The following is a 15,116-nucleotide window of genomic DNA, read 5'->3' on the forward strand; positions in this document are numbered from 1 at the left end:
GTTCGGTGACGGAGTGGCCGTGCCCGAAGCCTGACGACCTGACACGACTGCTGACGGGGACCAGGTACTCATCATGGACGCATAACGAAGCGCACAGGTTCCGAGAGCACTTGCGCTGCCGACTCCAGATCCGCCAGCCGCCTCGCCAGCGTTGATTCGGCGAGCCTGGGCGGCAGTGCATCCGCGAACTTCAGTCCTTTGACCGCCCGCTCGTCGACCTCCGGCAGACACAGGTGGTCTGGAGCGGCGGCCGAGGCTTGCTTCCAAGCTTCGGGACCGAGGTCCTCACGCAGACGGATCCAGCAGTCGTTGATCTGCTGGGCAGGCACGGCGACCTCGGCAAGCGTCGCTGCCAGCGTGGCATTCGCCCGACGGCCGGCCCATGTCCACCACTTCATATACCCGCCGGAGCCGCGGGTGATCACCGTGCCTCCGGGATGCACCTCTTCCATGAAGTGCTCCCGTGCTTCGGCCAGGTACTTCTCCGCACGCGCCGTGAGGTCCACCGACGGATTCGTCCCGAGGAGCACTTCCCGTACCGCGCGCGTCAGCTCGAAGGAAATACCGAAGTCGAGCCCGGCACCGCTCCACTTCGCTCTCCCGCCGCCGTCGACGGGTTCGACGAAGCACCGCTTGCGCTTCCAGTCAATGTACGTGACCTGCCAGCTCCGCCCGGCCAGGAGCAACCGCCGTGGTCCATCGATCCGTTCGGTGAGCAGACTGGGGTCCGTCCTGCCGATCTCCCGACGGCCTTGCACCACGGTGAACTGCGGAGGTGCGGTGAACACCGCCGTGAGGTTCATGAAGTGCCGGTGCCCGAAGCGCCGTTCGGCCTCGGGCCCGATGAACAGGAGCCCTCCGTCCTGGTCCAGGTAGCCGTTGTCGACCAAGTGCCGGACGATCGGCTCGGCGGACTGGCCGAACGGGCCGAGGCCGTTCCACCACTCCTGCCAGAGACGGTCACCGACCTGCGATTCCTGAAGGCACAGCGCGAGAAGCTGCTGAGCCACGATGTGCCGCGGCTCCGGCGGGGCGACGACGGGCTCCACCCAGCCGCGCGACCACTGCAGGAGAAGGGCGGCCGCGCCGAGGAGTCCGTCATGGTCCAGTGCGAGGAACAGGCAGTTGCGTGACGTTCCGGGCCTGCGTCCTGTGCGGCCGAGCCGTTGCAGGAAGGAGGCGACGGTGAGCGGGGCATCGATCTGGATGACCCGGTCCAGGTCGCCGACGTCGATGCCGAGTTCTAGGGTGCTCGTGGAGACGATGACGCAGTCGCGGGCCTCGGCGAAGGCATGTTCCGCACGCCGGCGTTCGTCGACGGAGAGGGAGGCGTGAGAGAGGAAGGTGGTCACGCCCTTGGCCCGCAGTTTCTCGCCCAGTTCCTCGACGAGCCTGCGTGACTCGCAGAAGACGAGCCGTTTCTCGCCTCGGTGCAGGGCCGCGATCATGGTGGCGGCATTGTCGACAGAACCCACGTAGTCGAGCTGGATGTCCGCCGTGGGTGGTGCCGCCGCTTCCGATGTCCCCGGCTTCGGCTCAGCCAGGTGCGGTGCCACCACTGTGGACGGCCGCTTTCCCACCCCTGATCCCTGGAGCCACTCCAGCAGTTCCTCCGGGTTCCCGACTGTGGCGGACAGGCCGACGCGCTGGACGGGACGCCCGACGACGCGCTGCAACCGCTCCAGCACCGCGAGCAGATGCCAGCCCCGGTCGTCCCCGGCGAAGGCGTGTACCTCGTCGACGACCACGGTGTGCAATCCGGAGAAGAAGGAGGAGTGGTCGACGTTGGCGCTCACCAGCATCGCCTCCAACGACTCCGGCGTGGTGAGCAGTACGTCGGGCCGCGCGGCGAGAATCCGCTTCCGTGCCATCGACGTGACGTCACCGTGCCACAGGGCGGCGGTGCGCCCGAGCCACGAGGTGTACGTCTCCAACCGGGGCAGCAGGTTGTTCAGCAGCGCCTTCAGCGGACACACGTACAGGACCGAGGTCCCCGACCACCTGTGCGACACCATCTTCGACAGCAGCGGGAACGACGCGGCCTCGGTCTTACCGCCCGCGGTGGGCGCGAGCAGGATCGCGTCGTCGCCCGCCAGCAGCGGCCCGATGGCCTCCTCCTGCAAGGGGCGCAGTCGGGGCCAGCCGAGCGTGTTGACGATGTGGTGGACGAGCGCGGGTTCCAGGTCGTCGATGCCGCTCACGGCATCTCCAGGTCGATGTCGTCGGCTCGCGCGCCCACCGCCGCGTTGCGCTCCACCTCGGTCAGCTCACCGTCGGAGATGGTGAGCGCGTAGTGCTTGCGTGGATCAAAATCATCGAACTCGTCGACCCGGTCCAGCACATCGGCGACGAGCTTGCGCAGGAAGACACGAGGGGCGACGCCGACCTTGCCGCCGAGTCCGCCGGTGACGGCCGTCGCGAGCTCCATGAGATACGCGTCGTCGACCCGCTGCCCGATCCGCTCCGGGTTGCGGGCTGCCCCCGCGTACAGATCACGCACACGCCTGCCCAGCTCGCCGAGCCGCTCCAGGTCGAAGCCGGCGAGCCGCAGTTGGACTGCGCGCGGGGAGTCGAAACGCGGGTCCGTGGTGAAGTCGGTCGCCAGCCGCTGAGCGAGTGGCGGAAGCCGCTGCACGCCCTGGTGACCGTCGAAGAAGGCCGGAGTCCCGGTGATGACGAGGAACAGCCCGGGAAACCGCCCCGCGTCGATTTCGTCGAGAAGCTGCCGCAGCGCGTTGAGCCCCTTCTCCCGTACGTCGCCGCGCACCCGCTGCAGGGTCTCGATCTCGTCGAGGACGACCAGCAGGCCGGGATGACCGCAGTCCCGCAGCACGGTGAGCAGTCCCTGCAGGAAGCCGAGCGCTGCGAAGTGGTCGAGGTCGCCGCGTACGCCTGCAGCTCTGCGAGCCGAGGCGGCGACGGACTTCTGGCCGCCGAGCCAGGCGATGAGGGCTTCCGCCGTCACCGCGTCCCCGACGGTGACCGCGCGCCGATAACCTCGTAGGGCTGCGGCGAACGCGGGTGTCGTGCGTGCGACTTCGGTGAGCCTGCGCTCCATCAGCACGTCGACGGCCTCACCCAGCGCCGTCTCGTCCTCCTCGTCGACGTCCCCGTTGTCGAGGACCTCTTCCTCCAGTGTGTAGAACCAGGAGTCGACGATCGCGCGCAGGGCGTTGGGCTGATGCGTCGCCGTGGACAGCCGTTCCGTGAGCCTCCTGTACACCGTCTCCAGCCGGTGCAGCGGCGTCTCCGTCTCGGAGATCTGCACCTCGGCCGTGGCGAGCCCGGCGCGTTTGGCCCGCTCGGCGAGCCAGCGTGCGAAGAAGGTCTTGCCGGAGCCGTACTCGCCGCGAATGGCATGGAAGGCGGCCCCGCCCCGCGCCACGGTGGCCACGTCCTCGTCGAGGGCGCCGGTGAACCGGTCGAGACCGACGGCGAAGAGATCGAGGCCGGAGTGCGGCACGGTGCCGCGACGCAGCGCGTCGACGACTTCCCGTCGCCGGACGGCACTGACCTCAGGGGCGGAGCTCACTTTCTCTCCTTCGGGAAGAACTGGTCCCGCAGCAGCTTCACGTCGAGTCGGACGGTGTGCCCGGCGTCGATGAACCCCAGCACGGGGTATCCCTCGACGTTCAGCAGTCGCTGCAGGGTCGCGATGAAACCGTCGATATTGCGCCGTACCCGGCCGGTCGCGGAGACGGCGGAGGCGAGCGCGGCCGGCGACATGGTCTCGCCGGCCTCGGCCAGTGCGTCGATGACGGCAGCCACCACGTTGGCCTCGGGCGCCTTCCGCACGTATTCCTTCTGTGCTTCGTAGACTTCGCTGGCCACGACGCGTGCACCGAGGGTGGCGGGGGTTTCACGCGCGGCGGCTTTTTCGCCGGACGACACGTCGAGGTCGGTCTCGTCGAAGAGACCTTCGCCCTCGGGCTGCGCCCGCCTGGTGCCGGACTTGGACCTGACCGACACTTTCGGCCTCTCCTCGACCGCCGTCGCCATCTGCTCGACCACCGGCTCGGGCACCGACGACTGCCACCACGCCGGCGTCGCCTGCTCGCGCGGCAGCACCTCCCATGCCTTGGGCATCAGTGTCTTGTCCGGAAGGAGAACGAGTACCGGTACGGTCACTTCTGCCAGGGACGCCCCGCCGTGATACCCCGCCCTGCGGCCGGTGTACCGGATGTCCTCCCGCCAGGGGGCGGCGATGGTGCCGCCGCCTTCCCACACGCGAGGACCGGTCAGCTGAACCTCGCCGTCACGGGCCGTCCCCGTACGCCACCTGGCCGCTGCCGCACCTCCCCCGTTGTTCGCCGGACCGTCGCTCGTGCCACGCTCCAGCACATGGCCGTGGTCGGCGACCAGCACGACGGGGCGGCCGTATCCCTTGGCCGCGGCCAGCAACTCGCGCAGATAGGTGATGTCGTCGAGGCTCCAGCGAGTCCGCTGCCCCTGCTGGCCCTTGTCGAGCGCGTCGTCGATGGTGTTCAGTACGACGCCGACGACCGCTTCGGTGGCGAGTGCGGCCACGACGTCCTCGGACAGATAGCGCCCGGCGTCTCCTCCTATGCCGGCCTTGTGGAAGAGGACCGCTTCCCTGCGCTGCGCCTTCCAGAACGCGGCGAACCCCGAACTCTCCGTGGCCTGACCGCCCTTGGTGGCTGAAGCCGTGAGCAGCGAGGCGCGGCTGACATCGGTGACCGAGGGCAGCATCGACACGGCGGCCAGGCGCCGGAGGGCATGCCCCTCGGAGGGCCTGGGAACGGCCTCGGTCCAGCCTTCGCGCTCGGCCTCCTCACCGAGCTGGACGGCAACCGCGCTGCTCATGCCGTCCAGGACGAGGACCAGAGGTGCCGCGCCCGTGGCGGCGACCGGCTTGACCACATCGGACAGCACGTTCTCGACGACCAGGCAGCCGCCGGGGAACTGAGCGGTGGCGTTCTCCGTCCAACTGGCCAGCTTCCCGGCGAACTCCTCGTCCAGGCGCTCCCTTTGGGCCTGCGCCAGGTCGTACAGGACGCGGAAGTCCTGTGCCACGCCATGATCTCCGCCCGGATCGCCGGCCCACAGCACGGCCAGCGCCCGGTCGACCCAACCCCAGTCCGCGAGATGGGTCTGGACTCCTGCCCCGACAGAAAGGACTTGGGGCTTGGGGAGAGCGAGCCAGCGTGCGATCCGCACGGCCATGGCGGCTGCCCGGTGGCGGTCCGCGTACAGCTTCACGAGCGCGTGTGCGTTCAGCTCGTCGAGTGCGGCCTGAGCCGCTGCCGGTGACTGCCGTGCCGCGGCGGCCACGTGGCGCAGCTGTGCCGTGAAACTCGACGGCAGGAAGCGGCTGGAGGCAAGCCCCGACGTCAGCCCCGCGTCCGCGGCCAGCTGGTCGGCGCGGTCGAGCACGGCGAAGACCCGCTGACGGGCCGCGGAATGGCCACGTGCCTCGCCGATCCAGCGGATCAGCGTCCCCTCGACCGCCTCTGTGAATGCCTGAAGCTCACCGCGGCGTGGCATCACCTGACCGAACAGCCCGCCGAGGGCCAGCACGGTGTCCGGGCTCGCAGCGGGGTCGCGCAGGGCGGCGCCGAGCAGCCCGAGCGCCATCGCGTCGTGCCCACGCCCGGCCTCCACCAGAGACATGAGGACGGGCACCGCCTGGCCGGCGGTCTCGCCGAGCCACTTCTTGATCTCGGTGCGCTCGGTCTGCTCCAGCTCGGCGAAGCGCAGCGGCCCCGCGGGCGTGCGGGACCAGGCGAGCAGGGTGTCCGCGTCGACGGCGACGTCCTGCCCCGCCGTACCGGTGTTCCCGTCGTCGCCGAGCCCGAGTCTGGCCACGACGAGGGCGCGCACGGCAGCGTCGCGGGTCAGGACGGCACGGCCGCGTTGCCAGCCCTGGCCGGGCTCGGCCTCGAGCAAGGCTTCGAGCAGCCATGCCTCCTCGCGCGCGTACATGCGCGGGTCGAGGCTCGTGGCGCCGAACCGCTGCATGACGATCTCGGCGTTGTCCACGGTGAGGGTCTGCCGTTTCACCGCATGACCGCGCAGGTCCCACCCGAGCTGGTCGTCGTCGACCCCGGTGGTGACGACGAGTAGGTCGGCGTCGGCCGACTTCTGCTGGTGCTCAGCCCATTCGCCGAGGATGCCGAGCACCGACGACTGGTGGCTCACCCGGACCCGCCGGGTGTCCTCCCCCAGCTTGACGCTGAACTCGGGCGGCGCGTTGTCCGCGTACCGTCCGTGCACCAGGACGAGCCTGCGGTCCTTCAAGCCCTTGGCGTAAGCAGCCAGGAGCGCCTCGACCGTACGGCGGCCGACCGGCGGCAGGGTTGCGGCCATCAGCGCCCGGTCTCCTCGGTTTCGGCGGGCACCGGCTGCCAGGAGACCTGAATCCGGCTGCCGGGATGCGCCTCGACGTACTGCCTGATCTCGTCCTGGACGTCGGCGAGCGTGGCTGCGAGGTTCGCTTCGAGTCGCGTCGGCTCCACCACATGCGGGGTGCGAGGACGGGACGTACGCGCGCCGCCACCGCCCTGAGACTCGTTGCGCGTGACCGACTGCCGCGGCCCGTCGGACTCCACGACCGGGTCGGAGGAGACCGCCGGCTTCCCATGCTCGGTGAAGCTGACATCGTCCGCGGTCGGCCGGGGCTGCGGCGCTACGGGCTGGGTGACCTGGGCCAGCCGCGCCACCTCGTTGACGAGGCCCAGGGCCTGCTCCTGGAGCCGGTCGAGCACGGGCACGAGGGACCGCACCTGCTCATGGTCGTTCGCCGTGTCCTGCAGGACCTCGATCAGCCGTGCCGCCCGGTCCCCCACGCTGTCGTCGCGCTCCGCGAAGGCACGCACGCTCGCCAGCAGCCGCCAGTTGGTGCTGTCCAGGGCGCGCAGCACTTCGGGAGCCTGCTTGAGTGCGGTCCCGATCTCCTGGTCCGTCGCGTCGTAGGCGGCAGCGGCGAGTTCGCGGACGACCGCGGTGGAGTCGCCGAGACGTACCAGCCGGGCGATGAGGTCGGCGGCCGCGTCGGTGGACTTCATGCGCGGGGCGTCCGCTCCGTGCGGCCCGCTCAGGCCGAGAGCTTCCGCGTGCTTGCGCAGCGAGGTCCGCATGCCGTCCACGTGCTCGCGGTACTCGGCGGCCTCCTTGAGCACTCCGCTGGCCAGCTTGGCCACGTTCCGCGCGAACCGCACCGGGGGCACGGGGACGCCGAAGATCCTCCCGGCCCGCTCCCGGGCCATGGCGAACTCCTCCTCGCTGGGCAGTTCGACAGCCCGCAGCCCGTAGCCGGGGCCGATGCGTTCGAGTTCGGGGGCCTGTGGCAGCGGCGAGGTCTGGTAGACCCAGGTCCGGTCGTCGAGCAGCGCGTACGTAGCGATGATCAGGTTGACGACGTTCTTGTCGAGGCCGGTGTAGCCGAGTTCGCGGATCCAGGTGCGGATGTCCTCCACGGACAAGTCCGGTCCTGCCTGGGCGTCGGCGGCCTTCTGGTTGATGCGCAGCCGCCAGTCGAAGGTCAGGTTGAGCGGCCCGTCGTGGACTTCACCAAGTCCGAGGGCGTGCACGATCTTCCGGACGGTGGCCAGTTGGTGCCCGTCCACGACGACCCGGCGGGATCCGTCCTCCATGGCGCGCCCGATCCATTCGAGGGCGGTCTTCAGCTCCCGCGGGGTGACGGCGCGGCGTGCGGGTCCCGGAGTCGCACCCGGGTCGAAGTCGGGGTGCTTCGGGTAGAGCACGGCGTACAGCTCGTCCGCGATGATGAACAGGTTCTGTTCGAAGCCGGCCCCCGCCTCGGGCCGCGTCCTGGTGTAGCCGGACTTGAGGGACCACAGGTGCTGACGCTCGGGCACCTCCGCGCCGATGTTGGCCGCATCCGCCTTGGCGATGCCGTACAACTGTTGCAGTACGGCGGTGAGCTGAGAGGTGAGGTTCTCACTCTGTGCCTTGAGCTGGTGGCGGATCTGGATGCGCTCGTCGGCGGAGCGGGTGGCGGTGGCCTCGTCCAGCCGGTCGCGCTCCAGCAGGTAGTTGATCTTCAGCAGGCGTCCGAGCTGGGTCAGCTTCTGCTCGGAGAAGAAGTCCGGCAGCCATACGACGGTGGCCTCGTCCTTGCCCGCCCGCCGCAGCGTCTCGATACGCTGCACGTCGTCCATGGGCGAGTGCTGACCGTCGTCGAAGGGGTAGTCCAGTACGAAGCGGATGTTGCCGTCCGTCTGCGGCTGGAACTGTTCGTCCGGAAGATGCGGATCCCGTACGTTGCCGAAGATGAACTCGGCGGTCCGCTTGGTCCCGCGCCACACGATGTCCCGCTCGCACACGAACGCCTGGGTGTCCCGGATGCCGAGCGCCGCCCACAGCTGATCCTTGATCCACTGCCGCCTGAGACCGGGTTGGTCGGCGCTGCCCTGCACCTCTTCGAGCAGCGGCTCGACATCGACGTCCGACAGGTGCAGGTGGAAGACGGGGTCACCCGTACTGTCGCCCTCGCTCCGCAGCTCACCGAACTCCGCGGCCTGCAGCTCCTTCAGTGCCTTCGCCGCGACCGAACCGGCCGATCCGACACGGGTCTTGATGGTGCCGTGGTTGAGGGCGGCAAGGCGTCCGCCGGTCAGCCTCGCCAGTGCGGGCACGTTGGGCGCGAGCGCGGCGAGGAGCAGCGTCTTGATGAGCCGGTCGTCACGCCGGTAGTGCGGATGGTCGGCGGAGCCGTACTTCTGCAGCAGATGTGCCTGCACGCGTGCGTGGAACCGGTCGGCGATCTCCGATTCCTTGCGCAGCTTGGCGGTGAATGCCTCGCCCTTGCGCTGAGCAATGACGTCCCACAGGTCACCTATGGGAATCAGCTCGCCCATCTTGAGGTCGTCGCGGCGCCGCTTCAGCAGCTCCTGCACCAGCTTCAGACCGGTCCGCTCCCGCTGGAGAGCACCGGACAGGTCGACGAGTACGTTGAGCAGCGCGGGCGAGAGCGGATACACCGTGCGGAAATCGTCCCAGTCGGCGTCGGTGCGCCCGTGCGCGTCCAGGAGGACCTGCCGCACCTCGTCCTTCGACGACTCCACGATCTTGAAGGCGTCGTCGCGTACCTGCTCCATCCCCGGCTTGGGTGCGAGCACACGATGCTTGATGATCTCCACCAGGTTGCTGTCCTCGAGGTCGACGACCTCGATGCGGCCCGCCAGGTAGGTGATCTGCTGTTCCAGGTTCTGGACGTCGGCGCCTGCCACGTCCGAGCCGATCAGCTGCGACAGGTCACGCTGCCGGGAGATGAACGACACGATCGGCACCGGCCGGTCGCTGTCGCCGGACTCGATCAGCTTGACCAGCTTCTGCACCTGCTCACGGACGAAGTCCTGCTCACCCATGTGCGCCTGCAGCCACAGGATCAGCTCGTCCAGGAACAGTACGACGCCGTCGTAGCCGAGGGACTTGGCGTGCCGGGAGATGACCGACAGCCCGTTCTCCAAGGGCAGGAAGGCTTCCTTGTCGCCACGCGCACCCTGGGCATACGACGCCATGGGGCCGGACAGCAGGGCGGAGACGAGCGCGTCGCGGTCCGCGTCTCCGGCCGGGGCCTCGAAGGCACGGTCGAGGTCGGCCGGGGTCCAGCTGCTCCTGGCCGGCGCGTCACCCGCGTCGAGGACCTCCAGGTCGTCCTCGTCCTCCTCCGCGGCGGCGACGGCGCCCCCCGGAGCCACCGCGAGGGCGCCCTCCCCCAGCCACTGCACGAACTTCGCGTCGTCGGCGAGGAACTCCCGCTGCCGCCGGGCGTCCGCCAGCATGGCGTCGGCCCGGTAGACGGGAGGCGTGGGCTTGCCCTCCTCCTGATCACGTACCGCCTGCACATACCCGCCGAGCAGCGCCGAGTCCAGGTCGGTCGCCCCCACGAGGTGGTAGGGCACCATCAAGAAGCGCCGGTCGCGCAGCCAGTCGTCGTGGTCGGCGATGACTTCCTGGAGACGGGGCTTGGCGCGAGCCGCCGGGTGATTGTTCAGTACGGCGTGCAGCACGGTCAGGAAGTGGCTCTTACCGGCGCCGAAGGAGCCGTGGAGATACGCGGCGTGCGAGTTGCCCGACCTGACGGCCGTCCTGACCAGACCGAGGGCGGTGCGGAAGGCGTCCTGAAGCTGGTCGGTGACCACGTACTCCGCGATCCGGGCATCGGTTTCGGTGAACCCACTGGAGAGCTCGATCTTGAAGTCGCCGGCATGGACGTCTTCCTTGATCTCGATGACATCCCGCAGGAAGAGCTCACTGGTGGGCATCCGGCTCTCGTTCCCTCTACTCACTCGACGGCCTCGACGGCACTCGGACCACGCTGACACGGGCGCGACCTCCAATCTTGCCAGTCTTGGCATGCCTGGCGCCCAGGCCGGGAGCAAGTTCGGTGACGCCCCGGTCACGTTCGGCAATGACCGGGCGGACTGCTGTCGCTGTGCGTGACGAAAGGGGCGTATGCGGCGAGCACAGGCCGCGTAAGGAGTCGTGACGGTGGCACGGATGGCGTGGCTTGGAACGGCTCCGCTGCAGGCAGGCGGTCTTGCGGGCCTCGTCTGGCGGCTCTGACAGTGAGGAGCGGCGGGGCGGCCTTGATGACCGTGAGGGGGACGATCTCATGGGGGACGGGATCGAGGGGATCGACGAACTGTTGCGGGACCGTTTGCTGATCATGGTGAGGGACCGGTCGGCGATCGACGTACTGCCACACGTCCGCTCCCGGGCAGGAGGGCTGGTCCTGACCGGCGCCGACGCACCGGTCAGGTGCAGGGAGATCCGCAACGCGTTCCCCGGCATGGTCGTGGCCATGGACCTGGAGAGCCACACACGGGAGGTCGCCACGGCCGACGCGCCCTTCGGCCTCAGGACCAGCTATGGCTGGCGTTCGCTGGGCCTGACGGACTTGAACGAGGTTCTGGACGGTCAGCGCGAGAACAAGGCGTCGTTCGCGGTGACACCCACGTGTTTCATTCCGGCGGACGAGACGGGTGACGCGGCGGTGCTCAGGGCGGTGATCAGGGGCGCGAACCGGCTTCGCCGCGAGGACACCGTGGTGCTGCTGCCGTGCAGTTATCGGTGGCTGCAGGGTGTTTCGCTGCTGCATCTCGTGGAGCAGATACGGGGCTGCCGGCACCCGGTGGCTTTGATCATGCAGGCGGATGAGGATCCCCTCAAACGATCCCGCGTACCTGAAGGCTTACGGCAGCTGTGCCGCTCGTGCCCGCGCCTGCTGCTGTGGCGGACCGATCTCGCAGCCTTCGACGCGATGGCCCACGGCGCACTGGGAGCGGCGGTCGGGGCATCGGCCGTCCTCCGCTTCGGCGTGGCTCCGCGGCCCGACACCGGGGGCGGCGGGCACAAGCCGTACACGGTGGTGCTGGTACGACGGCTGCTGCGCTACCTGCGCGTGGCGACGCTGCAGGACTGGTTCGCCCGTGTCGATCCGTGGACGTGCGATTGCGCTGTGTGCAAGGGCGCGGCTCTCACCCGCTTCACGGACAGCGACGCCGATGTGCTTGCGGCCCTGCAGCACACAGTCTGCGAACTCTACGCACTGCACGATGAGTTGGACTCGACGCTGCCGGGGCACGAACGCGAGGACTGGTGGCGGCAGCAACTCGCGGACTCCTGGGAGCACCACCGGCTGCTGGCGGCACAGACGGACACGGAGGTCTCGGTCCCGAAGGTGCTTCAGTCCTGGCGCCGACCGAGCCCTCTGCCGCTGCCCACGACGGAGGAACCCCGGGGTCAGGAACAGTCCGGCCCGAGCTGACGCCAGGCATGCTCGTGGAACAGCCACTGGGCGGGTGAGTGCCGCTGAGGGCGGTAGGGGTCGGGTTCCAGGAGCCAGCTCATCCCTTTGGGGCTTTGGGTGGCGACGCCGACGCCGTAATAGCGGGCCTTGAGGAGGAGCAGGTCGAGCTCATGTTCGGGTTCCGCCGTACTTGATACGACGACTCCGCGGGCGCAGAACGGTGCGAACTGTGAGGCGTTTCCGACGGCTGGGTCCCACTCTCGGGGCGGGATGCCGTCGGGGCCGTGGACGAGGACCAGCTCGACTCGGGCGGCGGGGACCAAGCGCCGAACGGCTGTGGCGGCGTCCATGTCCATGTCTACGACGCCTGGGGGCGCCGCGTGGAGCACCCGCAGGGCGTAGGCGTCCAGCGACCCAAGCGGTACGGGGAGGCCCACGGGTAGGTCGTACAGGGCGGTGAGGAGAGCCCGGCTGTCGACGGCTCCGAGGCCGGCGTCGGAGCGGCGGCGGACCTCGTCCGCGAACACGGTGACGGCGGCCTGCACCTCCTGGCCTCGCAGCCTCAGCCGGACGAGCGCCTGCTCGGCAAGCAGCATGTCCTCGTGTCCTTGTCGGTCGGGGCCGGTTCGACTTCTGTTGTCTATCAGCCCCGTACGCGCTCGGCACATCCGCCTTGTGAAATGCCCGCCCAGGTTCACCGAGCGGACTACTATGCGGCCCCGAACCGCTCCGGCGCTCGGACTTGGGCTTCCGGGCGGGTACTGCCAGACAGCCGGGTCCGACTCGATATATAGATTCACCCACTAAAATGATATAGTGGCGTCAGTGCGCACCGAAGGGACCCGATCACCATGTCCAAGACCCTGGTCGAAATCGACGACGCCATCCTCGAAGAAGTCCGCGAACTCCTCGGCACCACCACCAAGGTGGCCACCATCCGCGAAGCTCTCCTCGACGTCGCCAAGCGCGGCCGCCGCCGACGCGGCATCGACGCCATCAAGGCCGGCCGATTCGACTTCTCCGAGATCATAAACAGCAGCGGCCCCAAGGACAGCGGCGAGAACGACGCGGCATGACCGCCGCGCATTTCCTCCTGGACAAGTCGGCCTTCGCCCGATGGCACATTCCCGCCGTCGCGCACGTCCTGGACGAGCTGGACCAACGGGGGCTCCTCGCCGTGACCGCCGTCATCGAGATGGAGATCCTGCACAGCGCCCGGGACCGGAAGGAAGCCGACGAACTCCAGAAGATGCTCTCCGGGTTCGACTACCTCACCTGCCCAGACGAAGTCTGGGACCGCGCAAAGCAACTGCACCGGGCCGCCCTGGACCGGGGCTTCCACCGCGCACTGTCCATCCCGGACCTGGTGATCGCCGCCTGCGCGGAGCGGCACCAAGTCACCGTCCTGCACTACGACGGCGACTTCGACATGATCGCGAAAATCGCCGGACACCCCTCCCAGTGGGTCGTCGAACCCGGAAGCGTCCCCTGATCCGAAAATCGCACGTGTCCACGCCCTCGCCTGCGCCCCCCGTCTTCCGACTTCCGACTTCCGACTTCCGACAAGGTCGCAGTCTCGGCGCCATCACAATTCACCTGCACGCGCCACGAACCACCCCAGGCCGCACCTCGTCCGAGCGCGCTCGACCATGACCAGACAGTCGGCGCGACCGGCCGCCTCCATCAACCGCCCGTAGTCCTCGGTCAGGCGGCTGAGGCGGATTCAGAGATCGACCTCGGCCCAGATCACCTTGCCCGGTCCCGGCTCGGTGTCGACGCCCCAGCGCGTGGCGAGGGCGTCGACCAGGAGGAGGCCACGGCCGGTGTCGGCGTCACCGCGGGGAGGGGCGGATGAGAGAACCGGAAGGCGCTCGCCTCGGGCGTCGGCGATCTCTACGCGGACCGTGCCCGCGCCGGAGGTGAGGCGCAGGGCGATGTCCCGGCCGGGTACGCGTCCGTGGAGTACGGCGTTGGCAGCCAGTTCGGCGACGATCAGCTCGGCGGTTTCGGAGAGATCGGAGCCGTACGGGATTCCCCAGGCGTGGAGTTGTTGGGCGGTGAAGCGGCGAGCGAGTCGGGCACCGCGGCGGGTGGCGCTGAGCCGCTGACTGAACATACGTACGGTGACGGGGACTTGAGGGTGTGGTGCGGTCATGGCGCCCAGCGTTCCGGTGGGGCAGGCGGTTCAACAGGCACGACACTGGTACAACCGCGCTGTACTGGTTCACGCAGTGGACAGTGTCAGTAGCGTTCCGTAACCATGGGTGAGTTGATGTTCCAGCGGGGCGGCGGGCAAGTGCGGGAGGTGGCCGGGCGTGGTGAACGTCGGGGACGCGGGAACCGAAGTCGGTGGCAGTGAACCAGAGGCGTCGGACAGCCTCAAGACCTTCGGCGCGGTGCACAAGGCGCTGCGTGAGACGGTCGGGCTGACGCAGGAGCAGTACGCCGAGATCGTCGGCTACTCAGTACACGCCATCGCCAAGCTTGAGCAGGGCAGGCGCTTCCCGCAACCGAAGTTCATCGCGCGGGCGGGGGATGTGCTGGAGGCGCCGAAAGTGCTGCGGGCGGCGGCACTGAATCTGACGCGGCGGCAGGGTCTGGCGTCGTGGTTCCAGCAGTGGGCTGGGATCGAGGAGGAGGCAATCTCGCTCTATGCGTATGAGTGCCGGGCTGTTCCTGGGTTGCTGCAGCCGGAGGCGTACGTACGGGCGGTGTTCCTGAGTAGCTTGCCTCCGCTGACTGATGATCTGCTGGAGCAGCAGGTTCAGGCACGACTGGAGCGGCAGCGGTTGCTGACAGAGAGGCAGAACGTCGCCTTCAGCTTCATCATCGAGCAGGCCGTCATCGAGCGTCGAACCGGCGGAGATGAGGTCACTCGAATCCTGATCGACCACCTGCTGGAGCGATCCGAACTGCGCAACGTCCAGCTCCAGCTCATGCCACTGCATCAGCCCGATCACGCAGGACTTGATGGCCCCATGTACCTGGCCGAGACACCGGAGCACCACTGGTTCGGCTACTTCGAGGGCCAACAGGGAAGCGCCCTGATCAGCGACCCAAAAGACACCAGCGCTCTGCTTCAGCGCTATGGCAAGATGCGCTCGCAGGCCCTCAGCCAGGAGGCAACCGTGAGCCTGCTGAAGCAGATGCGAGGAGCGCTATGAGCACCACCGAGCTGGCGTGGTTCAAGAGCAGCTACAGCGGCACGCAGGGGGACAACTGTGTCGAGGTCGCCATGACGGAAACCATCCATGTCCGCGACTCGAAGCAGCGGGAGAGTGGTCAGCTTGCCCTCTCCCCCACCGCTTGGTCGAAGTTCGTCACGTACGCGACCGAAGCCCAGGTCTGAAGCAATACGGCAGCCCTGGGACAGCCAAAG

11 protein-coding genes are annotated in these 15,116 nt (G+C 68.6%); 5 read left to right on the forward strand and 6 right to left on the reverse strand.

Features of this window, described 5'->3' with window-relative positions:
- Window positions 1-71: 71 nt before the first annotated feature.
- The 4 genes from ACH5AC_RS21950 to ACH5AC_RS21965 are packed head-to-tail and all read right to left on the reverse strand — an operon-like array spanning window position 72 to window position 10,250.
- Window positions 72-2,201, reverse strand: coding sequence for a DEAD/DEAH box helicase (locus ACH5AC_RS21950; protein WP_398863671.1), 2,130 nt, complete (start codon window positions 2,199-2,201; stop codon window positions 72-74).
- Window positions 2,198-3,532 (reverse strand): BREX system ATP-binding protein BrxD, encoded by a 1,335-nt coding sequence (gene brxD / locus ACH5AC_RS21955; RefSeq protein WP_398863672.1) that lies wholly within the window; start codon window positions 3,530-3,532, stop codon window positions 2,198-2,200. The genes ACH5AC_RS21950 and brxD overlap by 4 nt, the downstream gene beginning before the upstream one ends.
- Window positions 3,529-6,327, reverse strand: a complete 2,799-nt coding sequence (pglZ, locus tag ACH5AC_RS21960) for a BREX-2 system phosphatase PglZ (RefSeq protein ID WP_398863673.1) — start codon at window positions 6,325-6,327, stop codon at window positions 3,529-3,531. Before pglZ ends, brxD begins: the two co-directional genes overlap by 4 nt.
- On the reverse strand, window positions 6,327-10,250 hold the full coding sequence (locus ACH5AC_RS21965) for a PglY protein (protein ID WP_398863674.1): 3,924 nt from the start codon (window positions 10,248-10,250) through the stop codon (window positions 6,327-6,329). The genes pglZ and ACH5AC_RS21965 overlap by 1 nt, the downstream gene beginning before the upstream one ends.
- Before the next feature lie 350 nt (window positions 10,251-10,600).
- Here ACH5AC_RS21965 and ACH5AC_RS21970 point away from each other — a divergent pair, with 350 nt between their 5' ends.
- The gene (locus ACH5AC_RS21970; protein WP_398863675.1) at window positions 10,601-11,755 is read left to right on the forward strand and encodes a hypothetical protein; all 1,155 of its coding nucleotides are present in this window, start codon (window positions 10,601-10,603) and stop codon (window positions 11,753-11,755) included.
- On the opposite strand, the gene ACH5AC_RS21975 is transcribed toward ACH5AC_RS21970, so the two are convergent.
- Window positions 11,731-12,333 carry a hypothetical protein gene (locus ACH5AC_RS21975; protein WP_398863676.1) on the reverse strand — a complete coding sequence of 201 codons (603 nt, stop codon included), beginning with the start codon at window positions 12,331-12,333 and terminating at the stop codon, window positions 11,731-11,733. The genes ACH5AC_RS21970 and ACH5AC_RS21975 overlap by 25 nt on opposite strands.
- Window positions 12,334-12,588: 255 nt before the next feature.
- On the opposite strand from ACH5AC_RS21975, the gene ACH5AC_RS21980 reads away from it, so the two are divergent.
- Both ACH5AC_RS21980 and ACH5AC_RS21985 read left to right on the forward strand, forming a co-directional pair.
- Window positions 12,589-12,813 (forward strand): type II toxin-antitoxin system VapB family antitoxin, encoded by a 225-nt coding sequence (locus tag ACH5AC_RS21980; protein ID WP_398863677.1) that lies wholly within the window; start codon window positions 12,589-12,591, stop codon window positions 12,811-12,813.
- Window positions 12,810-13,229, forward strand: coding sequence for a PIN domain nuclease (locus tag ACH5AC_RS21985; protein WP_398863678.1), 420 nt, complete (start codon window positions 12,810-12,812; stop codon window positions 13,227-13,229). Before ACH5AC_RS21980 ends, ACH5AC_RS21985 begins: the two co-directional genes overlap by 4 nt.
- 231 nt (window positions 13,230-13,460) lie before the next feature.
- On the opposite strand, the gene ACH5AC_RS21990 is transcribed toward ACH5AC_RS21985, so the two are convergent.
- Window positions 13,461-13,892, reverse strand: coding sequence for an ATP-binding protein (locus ACH5AC_RS21990; protein WP_398863679.1), 432 nt, complete (start codon window positions 13,890-13,892; stop codon window positions 13,461-13,463).
- Between the two features lie 160 nt (window positions 13,893-14,052).
- Here ACH5AC_RS21990 and ACH5AC_RS21995 point away from each other — a divergent pair, with 160 nt between their 5' ends.
- Entirely contained in the window at window positions 14,053-14,901 is an 849-nt protein-coding gene (locus ACH5AC_RS21995) for a helix-turn-helix domain-containing protein (protein ID WP_398863680.1), read from the forward strand.
- Entirely contained in the window at window positions 14,898-15,086 is a 189-nt protein-coding gene (locus tag ACH5AC_RS22000) for a DUF397 domain-containing protein (RefSeq protein WP_398863682.1), read from the forward strand. Before ACH5AC_RS21995 ends, ACH5AC_RS22000 begins: the two co-directional genes overlap by 4 nt.
- Window positions 15,087-15,116: the final 30 nt, after the last annotated feature.

The sequence above is a fragment of the Streptomyces sp. NPDC018693 genome (assembly GCF_044391385.1).
Lineage (GTDB): Bacteria > Actinomycetota > Actinomycetes > Streptomycetales > Streptomycetaceae > Streptomyces.

Excerpts from the sequence above, each read along its gene's own strand:
- pglZ (WP_398863673.1), bottom strand. The coding sequence starts at position 6,327 with ATGGCCGCAACCCTGCCGCCGGTCGGCCGCCGTACGGTCGAGGCGCTC.
- ACH5AC_RS21985 (WP_398863678.1), top strand. The coding sequence starts at position 12,810 with ATGACCGCCGCGCATTTCCTCCTGGACAAGTCGGCCTTCGCCCGATGG.
- ACH5AC_RS21975 (WP_398863676.1), bottom strand. The coding sequence starts at position 12,333 with ATGCTGCTTGCCGAGCAGGCGCTCGTCCGGCTGAGGCTGCGAGGCCAG.
- ACH5AC_RS21980 (WP_398863677.1), top strand. The coding sequence starts at position 12,589 with ATGTCCAAGACCCTGGTCGAAATCGACGACGCCATCCTCGAAGAAGTC.
- ACH5AC_RS21970 (WP_398863675.1), top strand. The coding sequence starts at position 10,601 with ATGGGGGACGGGATCGAGGGGATCGACGAACTGTTGCGGGACCGTTTG.
- ACH5AC_RS22000 (WP_398863682.1), top strand. The coding sequence starts at position 14,898 with ATGAGCACCACCGAGCTGGCGTGGTTCAAGAGCAGCTACAGCGGCACG.
- ACH5AC_RS21965 (WP_398863674.1), bottom strand. The coding sequence starts at position 10,250 with ATGCCCACCAGTGAGCTCTTCCTGCGGGATGTCATCGAGATCAAGGAA.
- ACH5AC_RS21990 (WP_398863679.1), bottom strand. The coding sequence starts at position 13,892 with ATGACCGCACCACACCCTCAAGTCCCCGTCACCGTACGTATGTTCAGT.